This is a genomic window from Candidatus Gullanella endobia (assembly GCF_900048035.1).
In the GTDB taxonomy this organism is placed as follows: domain Bacteria; phylum Pseudomonadota; class Gammaproteobacteria; order Enterobacterales; family Enterobacteriaceae; genus Gullanella; species Gullanella endobia.
In genome coordinates this window covers 296,794-316,418 of the sequence record NZ_LN999832.1, presented here as the reverse complement: position 1 = coordinate 316,418, position 19,625 = coordinate 296,794, and the positions used below count along the sequence as shown (strand labels likewise).

Annotated in this window: 13 protein-coding genes and 1 tRNA gene; 8 read left to right on the top strand and 6 right to left on the bottom strand. The window is 30.9% G+C overall.

The genetic code is table 11. The features are described 5' to 3' along the window. Nucleotides 1–1,917: 1,917 nt before the first annotated feature. Nucleotides 1,918–2,004: transfer RNA gene (locus FVIR_RS00845), tRNA-Ser, on the bottom strand. 1,066 nt (nucleotides 2,005–3,070) lie between these two features. Here FVIR_RS00845 and murJ point away from each other — a divergent pair. Further along, on the top strand, nucleotides 3,071–4,603 hold the full coding sequence (murJ, locus tag FVIR_RS00840; RefSeq protein WP_067497741.1) for a murein biosynthesis integral membrane protein MurJ: 1,533 nt from the start codon (nucleotides 3,071–3,073) through the stop codon (nucleotides 4,601–4,603). A 154-nt stretch (nucleotides 4,604–4,757) separates the two neighbouring features. On the opposite strand, the gene argS is transcribed toward murJ, so the two are convergent. From argS to cmoA, 3 genes are all read right to left on the bottom strand, one after another. Further along, nucleotides 4,758–6,488, bottom strand: coding sequence for an arginine--tRNA ligase (gene argS / locus FVIR_RS00835; RefSeq protein ID WP_067497738.1), 1,731 nt, complete (start codon nucleotides 6,486–6,488; stop codon nucleotides 4,758–4,760). Between the two features lie 414 nt (nucleotides 6,489–6,902). Next, nucleotides 6,903–7,874: a tRNA 5-methoxyuridine(34)/uridine 5-oxyacetic acid(34) synthase CmoB gene (gene cmoB / locus FVIR_RS00830; RefSeq protein WP_067497735.1), complete on the bottom strand. Its 972-nt coding sequence runs from the start codon at nucleotides 7,872–7,874 to the stop codon at nucleotides 6,903–6,905. Nucleotides 7,875–7,876: 2 nt separating this feature from the next. Next, nucleotides 7,877–8,614 carry a carboxy-S-adenosyl-L-methionine synthase CmoA gene (cmoA, locus tag FVIR_RS00825; RefSeq protein WP_067497732.1) on the bottom strand — a complete coding sequence of 246 codons (738 nt, stop codon included), beginning with the start codon at nucleotides 8,612–8,614 and terminating at the stop codon, nucleotides 7,877–7,879. Nucleotides 8,615–10,252: 1,638 nt separating this feature from the next. On the opposite strand from cmoA, the gene aspS reads away from it, so the two are divergent. From aspS to ruvB, 5 genes are all read left to right on the top strand, one after another. Continuing rightward, entirely contained in the window at nucleotides 10,253–12,037 is a 1,785-nt protein-coding gene (gene aspS, locus FVIR_RS00820; protein ID WP_067497728.1) for an aspartate--tRNA ligase, read from the top strand. A 457-nt stretch (nucleotides 12,038–12,494) separates the two neighbouring features. Then, on the top strand, nucleotides 12,495–13,241 hold the full coding sequence (locus FVIR_RS00815) for a YebC/PmpR family DNA-binding transcriptional regulator (RefSeq protein ID WP_067497726.1): 747 nt from the start codon (nucleotides 12,495–12,497) through the stop codon (nucleotides 13,239–13,241). A 39-nt stretch (nucleotides 13,242–13,280) separates the two neighbouring features. Next, nucleotides 13,281–13,802 carry a crossover junction endodeoxyribonuclease RuvC gene (gene ruvC / locus FVIR_RS00810; protein ID WP_067497723.1) on the top strand — a complete coding sequence of 174 codons (522 nt, stop codon included), beginning with the start codon at nucleotides 13,281–13,283 and terminating at the stop codon, nucleotides 13,800–13,802. A 108-nt stretch (nucleotides 13,803–13,910) separates the two neighbouring features. Next, entirely contained in the window at nucleotides 13,911–14,528 is a 618-nt protein-coding gene (ruvA, locus tag FVIR_RS00805) for a Holliday junction branch migration protein RuvA (RefSeq protein WP_067497720.1), read from the top strand. 8 nt (nucleotides 14,529–14,536) lie between these two features. Continuing rightward, nucleotides 14,537–15,553, top strand: coding sequence for a Holliday junction branch migration DNA helicase RuvB (ruvB, locus tag FVIR_RS00800; protein WP_067497717.1), 1,017 nt, complete (start codon nucleotides 14,537–14,539; stop codon nucleotides 15,551–15,553). A gap of 83 nt (nucleotides 15,554–15,636) precedes the next feature. Here the strand turns inward: ruvB and znuB are convergent, their stop codons facing one another. Together znuB and znuC are read right to left on the bottom strand one after the other, a co-directional pair. Next, entirely contained in the window at nucleotides 15,637–16,422 is a 786-nt protein-coding gene (znuB, locus tag FVIR_RS00795) for a zinc ABC transporter permease subunit ZnuB (RefSeq protein WP_067497714.1), read from the bottom strand. Next, nucleotides 16,415–17,176, bottom strand: coding sequence for a zinc ABC transporter ATP-binding protein ZnuC (gene znuC / locus FVIR_RS00790; protein ID WP_067497711.1), 762 nt, complete (start codon nucleotides 17,174–17,176; stop codon nucleotides 16,415–16,417). The genes znuB and znuC overlap by 8 nt, the downstream gene beginning before the upstream one ends. A 156-nt stretch (nucleotides 17,177–17,332) precedes the next feature. Here znuC and znuA point away from each other — a divergent pair, with 156 nt between their 5' ends. Next, nucleotides 17,333–18,226, top strand: a complete 894-nt coding sequence (gene znuA / locus FVIR_RS00785; protein ID WP_408605364.1) for a zinc ABC transporter substrate-binding protein ZnuA — start codon at nucleotides 17,333–17,335, stop codon at nucleotides 18,224–18,226. A 12-nt stretch (nucleotides 18,227–18,238) separates the two neighbouring features. Then, nucleotides 18,239–19,573: a murein DD-endopeptidase MepM gene (mepM, locus tag FVIR_RS00780; protein WP_067497705.1), complete on the top strand. Its 1,335-nt coding sequence runs from the start codon at nucleotides 18,239–18,241 to the stop codon at nucleotides 19,571–19,573. Nucleotides 19,574–19,625 lie beyond the last annotated feature (52 nt).

Genomic DNA, 19,625 nt, shown 5'->3' with positions numbered 1-19,625 from the left:
ATAATTAAAATAATTATCAATTTATCCTAAATAGTATTTATTAGTTATTGATTAAATCTTAATTTATAAATTATACGTAGCTAATCTAATATGTAGATTATATCTTATTAAGATTTAAATATTTTTAAGCTAAAATTTATTCTATTCCATTTTATTTTGATCTATTATATATTATCAATATAATAACTAATATAGTTTTAAATATTAAACAGCAATACTTAAACATTCCCTTTATTTTCTTATTTAAATGCATTAAAAAATTGTTATATAGACTTTATAAGGTAGCTTAAGAAAGCTTTTATGACTAAATAATTTTTCATTTTTATGCAATTTAATAATTAATAAATATCTATCATAAATTGTGAATATATTATATAGATAGTTTTATTTCTTATTTTTCTAATTAATAATCAAGCTATTTACAATATTATTTTTTATTAATACTTATATTATTATCAGCTAATATTCAGTGTAAGAATTAATATTTATTATTAGTTAATATGTGGAAATTATATTCCGCGCTATTTTTACAAAACAGCGATCTATTATACTTCTATTTTAGAATTTTATTTATCATGAAAATGATAATTAGGATATTGTTGATATCTATTCATAATAGAAAAACTATTAATTTTAGTTTAGTTGAGTTAATTTTCTTAAATATTTTTCGTAAAAATTTATCTTTATTATGAGTATTAAAAATAATTTAAAGTGATGTTATATTGAATTTTTCAATTATTTTTTAATGAATTAATAAACATCAGATTAAAAAAATAAATGATATGTAAATTATCTAATTTTTACTAATTTTTATTTTTGTTCATTAATAAAATAATATTTTATATTAAAATTTACTGATAAGATATTAGAGAAATATTGTATATAGTGTTAGTAAAACTTATTATTTATCATAAATTGTTTAATTTTATTGTAATAATAAATAGTTCTTATTTATTCATAAATAATAAAGAATTTAATTATTTTTAAATATAATATAAATGAAACATATTAAAAAGTTAGCTTAATTGGTATTAAATATTGGTATTAAATAAAGGAAACTTAAACATCTATTCGCTTTATTATAAAATAACACTAGTAAATATTTTATACTTAAAGATATTATTGGTATTTTAAATACCATAAATTTGCATAGATTTTGTTCAATCTTACAATTAATTATTGTAGTATTTCTAATATGTAAACATTATATGAATAAGTTATCTTTATGTCTATAAAATATAATTTTTTAGTATTAACTAATATTTATCAAATTTATATCTTTTAAGCCTAAAAGTAGATTAGATTCTATCTGCACATTGCAGAACAAATAAAAATACATCAACTTAATTATCTACAGCACGAGATAGTTACAATTAAATAGTAAATTTATACTATTATATAGTACTTTAATGTAATACAATTACATAAAGAATTGGGTTCTAATTGTCAAAATTGTTTAATTTATCTAAATTATTATTTGTAATTTAAATATAATTTAATTATGTTCTTTATTACATATATAAATTAAAAAATATACTATATAACTATAGAAGTATAAAAAACAAATAACAAAAATATATTATATAAATATACATAAATATTTTATATTTAATAATTATTAAAGCTTAAAATTACTTATGTTTTCCTATATATAAGTAATATAATTTCAAATATAGTTGTTATTATTTACCAATATTGAGAAAAAATACAAAAATTAATGATTAATAAAAAACAAATATTTTCTAATTATAGTTTATAAAAGATTTCAAGTTTATTAGTAGTAATACATAGAAATATGATTTACCACGTAGCAAAATATCAATACTTTTTTAAAAAGGATTCAATGGAACACTAACTAATAGTGCGACTATGATATGAAAAACCCTAGATATTAATAAAATTTTTATTAAATTATAACGGTGAGGAAGGGATTCGAACCCTCGATATGCTTTCGCATATACACACTTTCCAAGCGTGCTCCTTCAGCCACTCGGACACCTCACCAGTTTCATTACTCTCATTAATTTTAAATGAGCAGATATTTATTATCTTAATTTTCTCTTTTTCAGTCAAGAATAATTTGATATAAAAATCAGTACATAAAGATAAAAAATGATTTTTAAAAATCATATAGTTGAAATTAAATTAAACTCATCAAGATATTTTATATTTGATGTTATCGTTATAAACTAGAATTAAATTAATTTTATTTAAAAATTAGCAAAGATAGAATTAGGAATAAAAATTAATTAAAGCAATAGAGATTTATACTAATAAATAGCATATTTTAACTTGATTATCAATAAATTATTTAGTTATTAAACCTATATAAAATATAATAGAACATTATATTAATAAATAATATATATACCATATAATGGTTCATGCAATTTATTAAAAATTTTATAAAAGTATTATTATATTTTAATAAATTAAATTAAATTTAATCATTATTTTAATAAATAATATAGATAATTAAAATTTAAAAATATTAAAAAAACAAACACTAATTATAACAAGATAAAAATCTAGTTTATTGTAATAATTATACACTATTAGATAGAATCAGATAATAAATTATCTTTCCCTATATAAACTATAGGTATATTTTATGATATTTTTAATACATTACAATCGATGATTAGATAAATAATAATTAATATATATAAAGAGATAATAAACAGTTAAAAACCATAGATTACTAGTTACTATACAGTAAATAAAACAATAGTTCTATTTATAATAGAAACAAATTTAATTAAGAGTAATAAAAGTAGTACATAGTAATTAATAATCAAATTTGTTCTTTAGTATAGCGTGATATTAAAAATAATAAAAATAAGTATATAGATATCACTAATACTATTGGTATGTTTGTGCTAAAAAGCAATTGATAGAACAAAATACTATGATCTTCATATATAGATATTAGGATCTATATATTATAATAAACAATAAAAATTTTTGGTAAGGTAGATTAAGGACTCTTACAAAGGGTTATTATTTACGGATTGCTTACTATTTATACATAGATGGTAAGCTTTAAAATGGAACAGAAAAAATTAATATAATGAATTTATTGAAATCACTAGTAACTGTTAGCTTAATGACATTTTTTTCTCGTATTTTTGGATTTGCTCGCGATATCATCGTCGCGCTGGTATTTGGTACCGGTATGACAAGCGATGCTTTTTTCATTGCTTTTAAAATTCCTAATTTATTGCGACGTATCTTTGCTGAAGGGGCTTTTTCACAAGCATTTGTTCCTATTCTTGCAGAATATAAGAGTCAGAAAGGATATTTAGAAACACGTTTATTTATTGCTTATATTGAAGGTTTGCTTACATTGGTATTAATATTAGTTACTGTAATCGGTACAGTATCTGCATCCTGGATTGTTATGATAATAGCACCAGGATTTACTAATACACCGGAGAGATTTTTACTGAGCACATCACTATTACGCATCACATTTTCTTACATTTTGTTTATTTCTCTTACTTCGTTACTAGGTGCAATCCTTAATACATGGAACCGATTCTCGGTAACAGCATTTTCACCAACTTTGCTCAATATTAGTATGATAGGTTTTACGCTAATAGCTACACCATTGTTTCATCCACCTATTATGGCATTAGCTTGGGGTGTAGTAGTCGGTGGTATTCTGCAACTTAGTTATCAGCTACCACATTTAAAAAAAATCGGTATGTTAATATTACCAAAAATACAGCTTCACGATACAGGTATTTCGCGTGTATTACGACAAATAGGAACGGCTATTATTGGCGTTTCTGTTACTCAAATTTCTATTATCATGAATACTATTTTTGCCTCTTTTCTTATCTCTGGCTCAGTTTCATGGATGTATTATGCCGACCGATTAATGGAATTTCCTTCTGGAGTACTTGGTGTAGCAATAGGGACTATTTTGTTACCTTCTTTATCAAATAGCTTTACCAGTAGTAATTACGATGAATATTCCCGTTTATTGGATTGGGGATTGCGCCTATCGCTTATTCTAGCACTTCCTAGCTCTGTAGCACTAGGAATTTTAGCGCATCCATTAACTGTAGCACTATTTCAATACGGTAAGTTTTCAGCTTTTGACGCTTTAATGACACAACAGGCACTAATAGCTTATTCAGTTGGTCTTGTTGGTTTAATTTTAGTAAAAGTACTTGCTCCTGGATTTTATGCTCGTCAGGATATCAAAACACCTGTATATATAGCGATAATTACACTTCTTATAACACAATTAATGAACTTGATATTTATTAGTTCACTAAAACATGTAGGTTTATCTCTGTCTATCGGACTAGGTGCTTGTCTCAACGCTTCGCTTTTATATTGGCAATTACGTCGAAAAAAACTATTTGTACCACAACCCGGATGGTTTTATTTTTTCTTTCGGTTATTGTTAGCAGTTATTATTATGGGAGTAACACTTATCGGATTTCTGCTAATAATGCCTGATTGGTCGAAGGGTAGTATGCCATGGCGGCTTCTGAGGCTTATGACTGTAGTTACAGTAGGTGGAATAGTTTATTTTTCTACGCTTTGGTTGATAGGATTCAGATTACATCACTTCTCACGTTCCGTGTAGACATATTACTCCTAATATATCTAAGATAATTCACCTTGGAATATATTAGTATTTAGGTATGCTAAAAAACTGTAATATATTTAAATCATATAAACATTATAAAATCTTTAAGATTCTGATAATAGATGAACGTTTTTATACTAAATATTAGTAGCTACATCTTTTCCACAGTTTCAATACCAAGCAGATCTAAACCGAATTTTAGAGTACGTCCTGTAAGTAGTGTCAATTTCAGACGGCTTTGACGCAATATTACATTCTCAGCATTAAGAATAGAACAATGTTCATAAAAAGTAGAAAACAAAACAGCTAAATCATATAGATAAGCACAGAGTACATGCGGTGTGCCGTCTCGTGCTACAATCGTAATGATTTCTTCCAACTGTAACAAGCGAACTGCTAGTCGAATTTCTTGTTCTTTTTCCAGGAAAATATCATTGGTAAACTGGTATCTATTTTGGTTACTGCGCTTCAGTATTGAAGAGATGCGAGTATAGGCATATTGCATATAGGGTGCAGTGTTTCCTTCAAAACTCAACATATTATCCCAATCAAAAATGTAATCCGTAATACGGTTTTTTGACAAAACAGCATATTTTATCGCTCCGATACTTATTACCTGTGATAATCTTTCCAGTGTTTTAGTATCCATTTTAGGATTTTTATTGGAAACAAGGCGACGTGCACGTTCTAAAGCTTCATTAAGAAGTTCATTGAGTTTTATTGTGTTGCCGGAACGTGTTTTAAATGGTTTACCATCTTTACCTAATATCATACCAAACATGTGATGTTCGAGTGAAACTGATACAGGAACATAAGCAGCCTTTCGCACGATAGCCCATGCTTGCATCAAATGCTGATGTTGACGTGAATCGATATAGTAAATAATTCGATCAGCTTTCAATGTTTCATAACGATATTTAGCACAGGCGATATCAGTTGTAGTATATAGAAAAGCACCATCTTTTTTCTGGATGATTACACCTATAGGTTTACCTTCTTTTTTTTTAAATTCATCAAGAAACACTACAATTGCACCTTCACTCTCTACCGCTAGCCCCTTTGCTTTTAAATCTGACACAATTCCTGGTAGCATCTCATTATACAAGCTTTCTCCCATTACGTCCGCACTTGTTAATGTCACATTAAGTCGGTCGTAAATTTTTTGATTCTGTGTCATAGTTATATCTACCAGTTTTTTCCACATATACCGACAATATTCGTCTCCATTCTGTAATTTCACTACGTAATCACGAGCACGCTCTGAAAACTCTGGATCTTCATCATAATATTTTTTAGCATCGCGATAGAAATTTTCTAAATTTGATAACTCTATTTTTATTTCATTGTTATCCTGTATTTTTTCTAAAAAAGCAATCAACATACCAAATTGTGTTCCCCAATCACCAACATGATTAGCTCGAATAACATTATGACCAAAAAATAAAAGAGTACGTACCGAAGCATCGCCGATGATAGTTGAACGTACATGACCTACATGCATTTCTTTGGCTATATTTGGTGCAGAGTAATCTACTACAATGGTTTGTGGCGTAACACTTTCAATACCTAATCGCGGAGAAGAAAGGGCTAAAACAAGTTGGTTTGCCAACCAACTTGGCTTAAGAAAAATATTGATAAAACCGGGATCTACAATTTCGATTTTATGAGCGATATCATCTAACTTTAATAAACTAACGACAATTTCAGCCAACTTACGGGGCGGTAGATTGAGCTGTTTAGAAATCGCCATAATAGCATTAACTTGATAATCGCCAAACTGAGGTTTCGATGACTGGCGTACCTGCGCTTCGCAATCTAAAGATGCACCTGAAGCTATTAGTGCTTTATGGATTCTTTCTGAAATAAGCTTATGAATATTCACTAGAAAGCCTTAATACACTGATAGATTTAATATACGTAAAAAGATACAAATTCCTATTTAAGCACAGGAAGGAGAAAAGGCTATTTAATGATAGCAGCCCTCTTTATTTTACTTAGTTATTGTTCTAGTCAAGTGACTAGAATAGTAATTTATATGAAAAACTGATCTCATTAATATTATAAATGATGAGAACAAAAAGAGAATTAAAGATAAATAAATCGATTAATAATGTAAACCCGATTGCTTTATTTCATAAAGCAAAAAAATCAATAAATATTAAATTAAATTATACTAATTATTAATAAAACCAAAAATAATTATATCTATCTTAGATTTAACTAATAGTATTTTTAAAGATTTTAATACTATTTATAACTAAATCAGTACTAATGATATAAAAATAATAATAAAATGTCAAGGTTTTTCTGCTAAAAAAACCGATCGTAACGGTGCTGGATAATTCTCTACAGTTAAATTCGGATCTTCTGGATTAAGGAAATCTGATAAAGATTTGCTAGTCATCCATGTAGTACGTCGTTGCTCATCAATGCTAGTTGTTGATATATCTACTTGGCGTATATTAATAAAACCAGACTTTTTTAACCAATCTATTAATACAGTAGCAGAAGGAATATAATAGACATTTTTCATCTGAGCATACCGTTTAAAGGGTACTAAGAGTTTTAGATTATCGTCTTTGATAAGTAACGTTTCTAGCACTAGTTCACCACCGCTGATCAATTGATTTTTAAGTTGTAGTAAATGGTTAAGCGGAAAACGACAGTGGTAAAGTACTCCCATGGAAAAAACAGTGTCAAAAGCATTCAATGCTGGTAGTTGTTCAATATTTAATGGAAGAAAATACACTCGTTGATTATTTCCCAATAACTTATATATCGATTCAAATTGGCAATAAAATAATTTCATTGGATCAATACCGATTACTAAGCTGGCATGAGCGCCAATCATACGCCAGAGGTAATAACCACTTCCGCAACCAACATCCAAAATAAGTCGACCAATGAGTGGTTTAATATGCGGTGTTACGCGCTTCCATTTCCAATCAGATTGCCATTCAGTATCAATATTAATACCATATAGAGAAAATGGACCTTTCCGCCAGGGCATAAGCTTGCGTAGTAGAGATTCGATCCATATCTTTTGATTAGTAGAAAGTGGCGGATTACAGTCTGCTTTAACACCGTGAAGCAAATCTAAACGTGTTGGAGTGAGAATTGGTATTTTTTCTATTGTATTAAACCATTGATTTAATTTATTTTTATTAAAGTTTTTTTCCCATTTATTAAGCTGTTCTGGTAAAGTCTTAAGCCAATGATTAAGAGGAGTATTAGAAATAAGCTGATAAAAATTATTAAATTGACTCATTATTAGCTCTTTGATTTAATGGCAATTAATGAACCAAAATTGAAATACTGAAAAAAAAGTTCAATATGGTTAAAACCCGCCTCAGTTAAGCGTTGCTTATGCACTTCTATTGTATCAGTTAGCATTACATTCTTCAGCATACTATGTTTTTGGTTGATTTCTAATTTACTATATCCATTGGCGAGTTTGAAGTCATGATGCATATTGAATAATAACTCGTTAATACAATGATCATCAAAACTGAATTTTTCAGATAATATTAATGCACCTCCCAGATTTAGTCCAGCATAAATACGATTAAGTAAAGTTTGTCGATGTACCAGCTTTATAAATTGCATAGTAAAATTCAGTACTACTAGAGAGGCATTTTCGATTGATATCGTACAAATATCGCTTTCAACAATTTCCGTAGGAATCATAGTTTGAATCGAACTGATGTGACGTCGACAACGTTCGATCATCGACGGTGAATTATCTACTGCAATAATACGACAATCATTATGATGGATTGTGTGACACATTACTTGTGTCGCAGCTCCTAAGGCACAACCAAGATCATATATTTGCGTTCCAGGACGAGCAAAGCGATTAGACATCATTCCAATTATCGAAATGATATTTGAATATCCTGGTATGGAACGTTGAGTCATATTAGGAAAAACTTCAGCAACGCAATCGTTAAACGTCCAATCTCCTAAATTATCTATAGGTTTTGAAAAAAGATTATCATAATTGGTCATAGTTAAAAATAATCATCTTTATGAGAAATTTGTTCTCTTATAAAAATATCGATAAAGTAATATAAAATATCGATAAAGTAATATATTTAAAGTAGAATAGTTTAAGTTTTTTCTAAAAAAAAGGAAAATATCAGATATTGCAATCAATATTTTATGCATATAAAATACAATAATGTTTATATGGTACTTATTCTTAATAAGTCAATAACAACACCTCAACTACTGTAGGTAATAGTATAGTAGTTATTCAGTAAATTATATTAGCTAAAAATTTAAATAGTCTAGTTGAAAAACTTCTATTTTTAGAAATAGTGATAAAGTCAGACTAATTTAAATATATTCTACTTTATTTCTCTATATTTTGTATTTTTACCTTTTAATTAGTAAAGGTGCTAGTTAATATTTTTTAGTGTTTTATATTAAAAACTACAAGTTTATTTTATTATAAATATCTAAAAATAATTTAATGTACGTATTTGTTATTATTTAATATCTTATAATTTTGTTAAAAACAATAATTAAAAAGAGCTTTTCCACTAAAATATTTATTACTTACAGTTAACTCGAACATCTAGTTTTAATAAAAATCAGATTCCTTATCCTAAATTTAATCATAGTTATTATACATAAATAATAGTACTTAGGCTAATATTGGTATATCAATAAATAAAAATTACTTTATTATATAATCGTAATAATTAGAAAACGTACTATAAACCATTTTTCGAGTATATAATACATGTAAAAATATGAATTTTTATTTCATATAGTTAAAATATTTATAAGATTAATAGGATTAAAATACTTAAAGATAACTGAAAGAAAGATTAAGAGATTCTTTAGATCTAATTATTAAATTCTGATAGAAACTATTAACTAACGTATCTTAATAGCAATGATTGAAAATACCTTAAATAATATTATTATACTTGATTAATTTAAAGAAATTTAAAAAAATGGAAAATTTATAATGTCGAAAATATATGATATAAGTTATTATTATATTTAATTTTATCATATTTACTTCAAATATCTTTAAGCAGCACCAAAAGCAGTAATAAAATTCAAGCTTAGTACTTTATCACTGTATCAGTGTATACGATGGGTTGGATTTCTGTTAGTAATTGCTTAGCATTTTATATTAATACAGTTGTTTTAATCTTTAGTTAGCTAACCATATTACATATTAATATACAACTTGATATCAGCTAAAGTGTGTTCTGTTAATTTGTTTACAAAATATCTAATTAGTACGCTGGAGTAACAGGAAAACTGTATAAATTCGTACATGTATTAAGAATTATTACATTAATATTTTATCCGGTTAAATCTAACATAAACTTAGATGATATTATTCTACATTTGAAACATCTAAGTAACAGTGTCAATATGAAATTTATCATGCTGATAAAAAGAAACGTTAATTTCACTAGCTTAGATATCTAATAATATAAACATGTAATATTTTTAAATTTATTTACAATAAAAATGAAAACATCAAAATATCGATTAACACAATAAACATTTATACCAGTTAATAATAAAATACTATTCATGAATTCAATAACTGTGCGATTAGTTAACACTAGTGGATCTATTTCAACTTATAGATAGATTTAATTTTTAAGGACATCCTAAATGCGTACTGCATATTGCGGACAGCTAAACTTATCATACCTCTCTCAAGAGGTAACATTGTGTGGTTGGGTTAATCACCGTCGTGATTTAGGTGGCTTGATTTTTATTGAAATGCGTGACCAAGAAGGTCTAGTTCAAGTATTTTTTAATCCTAATCGCCAAGAGATTTTTGCTCGTGCTTCTGAGTTGCGAAATGAATTTTGTTTGAAGGTGACTGGTATTGTATGTGCCCGTCCAGAAAACCAGGTTAATAATAATATGGTGACCGGTGCTGTTGAAGTATTAGCTATCGAGCTCTCCATTATTAATCGATCTGATCCTCCACCTCTCGATAGCAATCAAAATAATTCTGAAGAAAAACGGCTTAAATTCCGCTATCTCGATTTACGTCGACCAGTTATGGTGCATCGCTTAAAAACACGCGCACGCATCTCTAGCTTTATCCGCCATTTCATGGAGACAGAAGGTTTTATTAACATAGAAACACCGATGCTAACTAAAGCGACACCAGAAGGTGCACGTGATTATCTTGTTCCAAGCCGGATACATAAAGGTAAATTCTATGCTTTGCCACAGTCACCACAATTATTTAAGCAATTATTGATGATATCAGGATTTGATCGCTATTACCAGATTACTAAATGTTTCCGCGATGAAGATCTTCGTGCTGACCGTCAACCAGAGTTCACCCAAATAGACATTGAGACTGCTTTTATGACCGCCGCTCAACTTAGGGAGATAATGGAACGACTTATTCGTGATTTGTATCGTGAGATTATTGGCATTGATTTAGGTATTTTCCCTCAAATAACATATGCTGATGCTATATGTCGTTTCGGTTCTGATAAGCCAGATTTACGAAATCCAATGGAAATAGTAGATGTAGCCGATTTGGTAAAAAAGGTAGATTTCGCGATGCTCTCAATTCCTGCTAATGACAGTCATAGTCGTGTTTCAGCATTACGCGTTCCTGGTGGTTCTAAATTAAGCCGAAAACAAATTGATGAATATAATAAATATATTACAATATACGGTGCTAAAGGATTAATGTACATGAAAGTATACCAGCACAATTCTGGTATAAAACGAGTAAAAAGTCCAGTAGAAAAATTTATGGAACCTAAGCTGATTGAACAGATCTTGATACGCACTTGCGCTGTAGATGGCGATATCATTTTCTTTATTGGAGATCATAAAAATATTGTTACTAATGCACTTGGAGCACTACGTCTAAAATTAGGATTAGATTTGCATCTTACATTAATAGATCGCTGGGCGCCATTATGGGTTGTTGACTTTCCCATGTTCGAGGAAAATAGAGAAGGTAATTTAGTAGCTATGCATCATCCGTTTACTGCACCAAAAGATATAGATACTAAAACACTTGTCGCATCACCAAGATCGGCAATAGCTGATGCTTATGATATGGTAATTAATGGTTATGAAATTGGTGGAGGTTCGGTACGTATTCACTGTAGTAATATGCAGAAAAAAGTATTTGATATTTTAGGTATCAATGAACAGGAACAGCAGGAGAAATTTAGTTTTTTCCTTAATGCGTTAAAATATGGTACACCGCCGCATGCAGGTCTAGCTTTTGGTCTTGACCGGCTAGTGATGTTATTGGTTGGTACTAATAATATCCGTGATGTTATCGCGTTTCCAAAAACTACTGCAGCAACAGATATAATGGCCGAAACACCAAGCATCATTAATGATTTTATGCTTGCTGATTTATCGATTTCAACACTTAACAAGAGACGTGAAATTATAGAAAATAATTGATCATAACACTATGTGAATGTCTAATTTCAGTTCTTTAGTGATTTCTGTATACCGAAAGTAGATAAGCGATAGCCCCTTATTCAAAAGCTAAGAATAACTAGAAATCTTATTAATCAATTATTAATATTGTTCATACTAGTAAGCTTATACTAACATAAACTTAATAACAAATCTAAAAAATCGGTTTAAATGTAAAGGTAATTAACTTTTATAGATTATCTATATTTTATTTAATGTAAAATTTATATAATTTTTACTAAAATATTTCTTAAAGAAATATATAAAAATATATTTTACGTTACTTTATTAACAGGCATTAGCATTAAATTAATGCTTTATTTAATGTTTTATAGTTGTTTAAAAACATCATGTTGATCAAATTCTGTAGTAAACATAAGTAACAAGCAATTAAAGAGCTTGTATTCATCCAGCCAGGAGAGGTTTTTTCGGAGAAAATATGTCAGGTCATAGTAAGTGGGCTAATACAAAACATCGCAAAGCTGAACAGGATGCAAAGCGTGGAAAGATTTTTACTAAAATTATCCGAGAACTTGTTACTGCTGCTCGTCTTTGTGGAGGTGATATTACTTCAAATCCCCGTTTGCGAGCAGCGGTAGATAAAGCATTAGCTAACAATATGACGCGCGATACTTTAAACCGCGCTATTTCTCGTGGTGTTGGCAGTGATGATGAAACAAACATGGAAACTATCATTTATGAGGGCTATGGACCAGGTGGTACCGCGGTCATGGTAGAATGCTTAAGCGATAATCGAAATCGTACCGCATCAGAAGTACGCCGCGCTTTTACTAAAACTGGTGGAAATTTAGGTACGGATGGCTCCGTATCATATCTGTTCACTAAACGAGGATTCATTTCTTTTTCGCCTGGTTTAAATGAAGATACTATCATGAATGTAGCACTTGAAGCCGGTGCTGATGATATTATCACTCATAATGATGGAACAATTGATGTATATACTATACCTGAAGTTTTCAGTAAAGTAAGAGATACACTGAAATCTGCTGGATTAATACCAGAAAAATCAAAAATATCACTAATACCATTAACCTGGATCGATTTAGATATTGAAACTATGCCAAAATTGCTACGCCTTATTGACATGCTAGAAGATTCTGATGACGTACAGGAAGTCTACCATAATGGAAAAATTTTCGATGAGGTGAAAAAAACTTATGATTAACCATTTTCCTCCCATATTTTATGGAGAGGTGCTAACAGCATGGCTGTAATTCTTGGTATAGATCCCGGTTCACGTATTACTGGATACGGTATTATACAACAGGAAGGACATAAACTAACCTATCTTGGGAGTGGCTGTATCCAAACAAAAGTAGAAGATTTTCCTACGCGTCTGAAGCTAATTTATGCTGGGGTTAGCGAAATTATTACTCAATTTCAACCTGATTGCCTAGCGATAGAACAAATTTTTATGGCTAAGAATGCAGATTCGGCATTAAAGTTAGGTCAAGTTCGTGGTGTCGCTATTGTAGTAGCAGTAAATCTGAATCTACCAATTTTTGAATATGCGGCACGGCAAGTAAAAAAAACAGTTGTAGGTAGTGGTGCAGCAGAAAAATATCAAGTGCAGCATATGGTGCGTAATCTTTTGACATTGCCAATTAACTTACAAGCAGATGCTGCTGATGCGTTAGGTATTGCTATTACTCATTGTCACGTTAGCCAGAGTATTTTTCGAATCAGTGGTTGCAAATTACAACTGGCGAAAGGCAGGCTACGCTAGCTATAAGTGATAGTATTTTGATCTTCAGGCTAGATATTTATCTAGCCTTTATTACATTAAATATAAAATACTGAAAGTAGTATGTATGTATTAATAAGGAATATCAAGATGATCGGACGTCTTAGAGGTATCATTATAGAAAAACAGCCGCCTCAAATATTATTGGAAACCCATGGGGTTGGATATGAGGTCTTTATGCCAATGACCTGTTTCTATTCTTTACCTAAAAATGGACAAGAAGCGATCATTTTTACTCATTTTATCGTACGTGAAGATATCCAGCTTCTGTTTGGTTTTATTAATAAGCAAGAGCGGGTACTATTTCGCGAGCTTATTAAAATAAATGGAGTTGGACCAAAGATAGCACTAGCGATTTTATCTGGAATGTCGGCGCAACAGTTTATTCACGCTGTAGAACTCCAGGAAATTAATACTATAGTAAAATTACCTGGTGTTGGTAAAAAAACAGCAGAACGGTTAGTACTTGAAATGAAAGATAAGTTTAAAAATTTAGCAAGCGATTTATTTGCTTTACCGGTAACAAACAATATCCATACAGATGTTAATATACAAGCTATGCATACTAATCCGAAAAATGAAGCAGTAGCTGCCCTAGTAGTATTGGGTTATAAACCACAGGAAGCAAATCGGATGATTAGTAAAGTAGAAAACGCTGATTCTGATTGTGAGATGTTAATCCGTGATGCGCTACGCGCTGCTCTTTAATATAAAATATGACAGAAAATAATCGATTAATAAATGCTACTTCGTTGACTGGAGAAGGAGTTCTTGATCGGGCTATCCGACCAAAAAAACTAGAGGACTATATCGGTCAACCACAAGTGAGCGAACAAATGGAGATATTTATCCAGGCAGCGAAAATGCGCGGTGATGCACTCGATCATATATTAATTTCAGGACCACCTGGATTGGGTAAAACAACGTTAGCAAACATTATCGCTAATGAAATGAACGTCCATTTATGTGCTACTTCGGGTCCAGTATTGGAAAAAGCCGGTGATCTAGCTTCTATACTAACTAATCTTAAACCCAATGATATTTTATTTATTGATGAAATTCACCGATTATCACCGGTAGTAGAAGAAGTTCTGTATCCCGCTATGGAGGAGTATCATTTAGATATTATGATAGGTGAGGGACCAGCTGCTCGCTCAATTAAAATTGAGCTTCCACCATTTACATTAGTGGGGGCTACAACTCGTTCTGGCTTATTGACACCACCATTGCGCGATCGATTTGGTATTGTACAGCGATTAGATTTTTATAAAACAACTGATTTGCAACACATCGTTAGCAGAAGCGGATCTTGTTTATCAATAAATATTACTGATAGAGGTGCTAAAGAGATAGCCCGTCGATCACGTGGTACACCACGTATTGCTAATCGTCTGCTTCGTCGAGTTCGTGACTTTGCTGAAGTAAGAGCTAAAGGCTATATTACTAATGATATAGCAACAAATGCATTGAACATGCTAAATATTGATACTGAAGGATTCGATTTTATGGATCGTAAGCTACTTTTAGCTATTATACATAAATTTTTTGGTGGACCTGTTGGACTAGATAATCTGTCAGCAGCGATCGGTGAAGAACGAGAAACAATAGAAGACGTACTTGAACCATTTTTGATTCAGCAAGGATTTATTCAACGCACTCCACGTGGAAGAATTACTACTGTTCATGCTTATCGACATTTTGGATTAGAGAAACATAATAACGATCTTCAATAACGATGAAAGGCAATCTAATAATTTATAATTTATTGCTTATTGATTAGCGCAATAGCAAATCACTTATACTGCATAAGATATAATTATAATCGGTTTTTTTTTATTAAACTGAATAAAAAGAATACTGAAGCGCATAGTACTACAGACGGGCTAGCAGGCGTATCGTAGATTGCGGAAAAAGCCAAGCCGCCAGTAACTGCTAGCGCTCCAATCAATGTAGCCAAAACTGCCATTTGCTCTGTACTACACGAATAACGTCGAGCAGTAGCAGCAGGGATAATAAGTAGTGATGTAATTATCAATGCACCAATAAATTTCATCGACAACCCGATAGTCAGTGCCATAATCAATATTAATAACAGTTTTATTTTAGACAGATTGATCCCATCAACCTGAGCTAATTCAGGATTGATAATTACAGATAATAATGTTCGCCATTGCCAAAGAACAAGTGTTAATACAACCATTACTAAGACAGCTAGCAGCAAAATATCTTGCGGCGTAACAGCAAGTAAATCACCAAACATATATGCCATAAGATCTATTCGTACTTTTTTCATCAAACTAATTATTACTAAACTAAGAGAAATAGAAACATGTGCTAAAATACTTAGCAGAGTATCAATAGCTAATTGTGGAAAGTGTTCTAGCCAAACAAGTCCAAGGGCTAGTGCTACAGTGATCGTAATCACCATATAAAATGGATTAATATTAAGCAATAAACTAAAAGCGATACCAAGAAGAGACGCGTGTGCTAAAGTATCGCCAAGATACGACATTTTTCGCCAAACCATAAACACACCAAGCGGACCAGTCACTAATGAAAGTATTAAGCCAGCAACCCAACTAGGAAGTAATAATTCAAACATAACAGTATTTTTTATATTTTTTCATAGCTAGTATAATCTCGCTTTGTATATCATGATTATGATAATGGTAGTAAAGAGCAAATCGTGATAATTCAGAATAGCCAAACATATCAATAAAATCTGGATGAGTTAAAACTGCTTCTGGTGTATCGGAAAAGAAAATATGATGATTAAGACATAATATTTCATCAGTTTTTGCAATCAATAAATGCAAATCATGTGATACTATTAATACTCCACAACCTAGCGTATGACGAAGATTATCAATTGTATTATACAATGCTACTTTACCATTAAAATCTACACCTTGAGTAGGCTCATCCAATATTAGTAGTTGTGGTGAATTAAGTAAAGCACGTGCTAGTAATACTCGTTGCATTTCACCACCGGATAATTTTTGCATCGGTGCCTTATATAAGTGCTGAATCTGCAATTGTTTTAACGCGGGTTTAATATCGCTTTTTTTTGCCTTCGGATGTAAACACATGAAACGTTCAACTGTTAATGGTAACGTAGGATCAAAATAAATTTTTTGCGGTACATAACCCAAACGCAATTTTTCTTTTCGTTTTATTGTACCAGCGTTAGGCGTAATAAGACCTAATACTACCCGTACTAAAGTTGATTTACCAGCACCGTTCGGGCCTAGCAAAGTAAGAATATGTCCGTGTCGTATGGTAAAAGAGATATCGTTTAATATCTCTTTTTTTTCAAAAGCGACGAAAATATTTTTAAGGGCTATTAAAATGGTCATGATAATTACGGTTGTTAAATTGCAAGATTATTATAACATAACAATCCAATTTATTACCGATGAGAATACTATATGTTAGAATTCTTTTCTTTCAATGTTGCATTTCGTTCTATCTATCGTATCTGTCTTTTTATTTTATTGTATTCCGTATTATGGATGGTAATGACAATTTCGCATACTCAGGCTACAATTGTTACATCTATTCGTCCATTGGGATTTATCGCTGCTGCTATTTCCGATGGCGTGATGCCAGTTGAAGTAATTTTACCAGATGGCTCGTCACCTCATGATTATTCACTTCGGCCAATAGATGTACTTCGCCTAAAAAAAGCAGATATTTTTATTTGGGTAGGTCCAGAGTTAGAATCGTTTTTATCTAGACTTGTTTTATCAATGCCTGCTAATCGTCGTATTACCCTTTCTAGTCTACCAGTTGTCATTCCATTACTGCAAAAAGGCAGCAAAGAACTAAATAAAAATCATGAACATGATATTACTGATAATAGATTTAACCGTCATTATCACGGTGAATATAATATGCATCTTTGGCTTTCACCGAACATTGCTGAATACGCGGCCGAAGCGATATATAACCATCTTTTGGAATTTACTCCAGAAAAAAAACAACTTTTAGATGAAAATCTTCGAATTTTTAAATATTTTTTGACAAAAAATAATAAAAATATCACTAAAATGTTGACATCTGTCCGCGCTAAAGGGTATTACGTATTTCATGATGCATATGGATATTTTGAAGCATACTATGGACTAACACCGTTAGGATATTTTACTGTTAATCCAACAATACAACCTGGTGCACAAGCTTTACATAAAATTAGAACACAGTTGATTAAGAAAAAAGCAACATGTATTTTTGCTGAAGAACAATTCAGGCCAGCTCTTATCAGAGCTATTACCCGCGGAACGAACGTGCATATAGGTACTTTAGACCCATTAGGAGTAGGTATTGCTTTAGATAAAGAAAGTTACGTCCGCTTCCTTTTACAACTATCAAATCAGTATATAAGCTGCCTGAAAAAGAACATATAAGGATAGTCATTAGTGCAGCAGATAGTCCGCTCTTTCTCTATGGCGTTTAATCATCTGCCGAAATACTACCGTTTCATTGTGTGGTTGTTAACTATTATTATATTTATCTTCTTAGTTTGGAGACCTTGTATTTATTCTCTAATTTTAGAATCGTTCATCGGTAATATTATTACAATAGAAGACTACCAATTATGCAAAATAAAATCTGAAGTCAGTAAACCGGTAGATCAAAGTAATCTAAAAAATAAAGAAAATTTTCCTAAAGTTCCTAAAGATAAACTTGACAAACATGTAGAGAGAGAGGTAGGTATACATAAATACATTATCTCTACCGGAGATACTATAAGTAGTATCTTTACCCAATATAGCATCGATATTGCCGACATTGCTATCCTAATCCGGAAAAATCCTACTCTGCGTCATTTGAAGATAGGTCAATCTCTTTCCTGGATATTAACTTCGGATGGTAATTTAAAACGCTTAATTTGGAATGTTTCTAGATATGAAACACGCACCTTTGATCGTATCAAAGGTGGTTTTAAGGAAAGTATCAATAATATAACAGGAAAATGGCAAAATATGATTATAACTGGTCAGCTTAACGGCAGTTTTATTATAAGTGCCAGTGCTGCTGGTCTGACTGGTAGCGATATTAATGCGGTCATTGAAGCCCTGCAATGGCAATTAGATTTTCGTAAACTTCATAAAGGCGATAGGTTTTCAGTTTTAATTTCAAGAAAAATTTTTAATGGTAAGAGCACTAAAAGTCAACTGCTTGGTGTTCGTTTACATAGTAGTGGTAAAGATTATTATGCTTTTCGTGCGGATGATGGAAAATTCTATAATCGCGATGCTGCTGGACTAGTTAGAGGTTTTATGCGTTTTCCTACTGTAAAACAATTTCGCGTATCCTCTAACTTTAATCTAAAGCGGCTTAATCCAGTTACTGGAGTTATTTCACCCCACCGCGGAGTTGATTTTGCTGTTCCTATCGGTACGCCACTATTAGCAGTAGGTGACGGTGAAGTAATAGTTAGCAAACGTGATAATACTGCAGGTAATTATGTAACTATTCGTCACGGTCGTCAATATATAACCCGCTATATGCACCTAAAAAAATTATTTGTTAAACCTGGACAAAAAGTGAAACGTGGCGATCGTATCGCTCTATCTGGAAATACTGGTCGATCTACTGGTCCTCATCTGCATTATGAGTTATGGATCAATCATAAAGCAGTTAATCCTTTAACCGCTAAACTACCAGATATTGAAAGTCTTACTGGTCGAGATCGTACTGAATACCTTGCTCATGTTAAACAAATTCTGCCTCAACTGCAATTAAATTGATATGATGTTAATAGTAATTGATCTCGTAATTGTAGTGCTGATGCCTTTAATA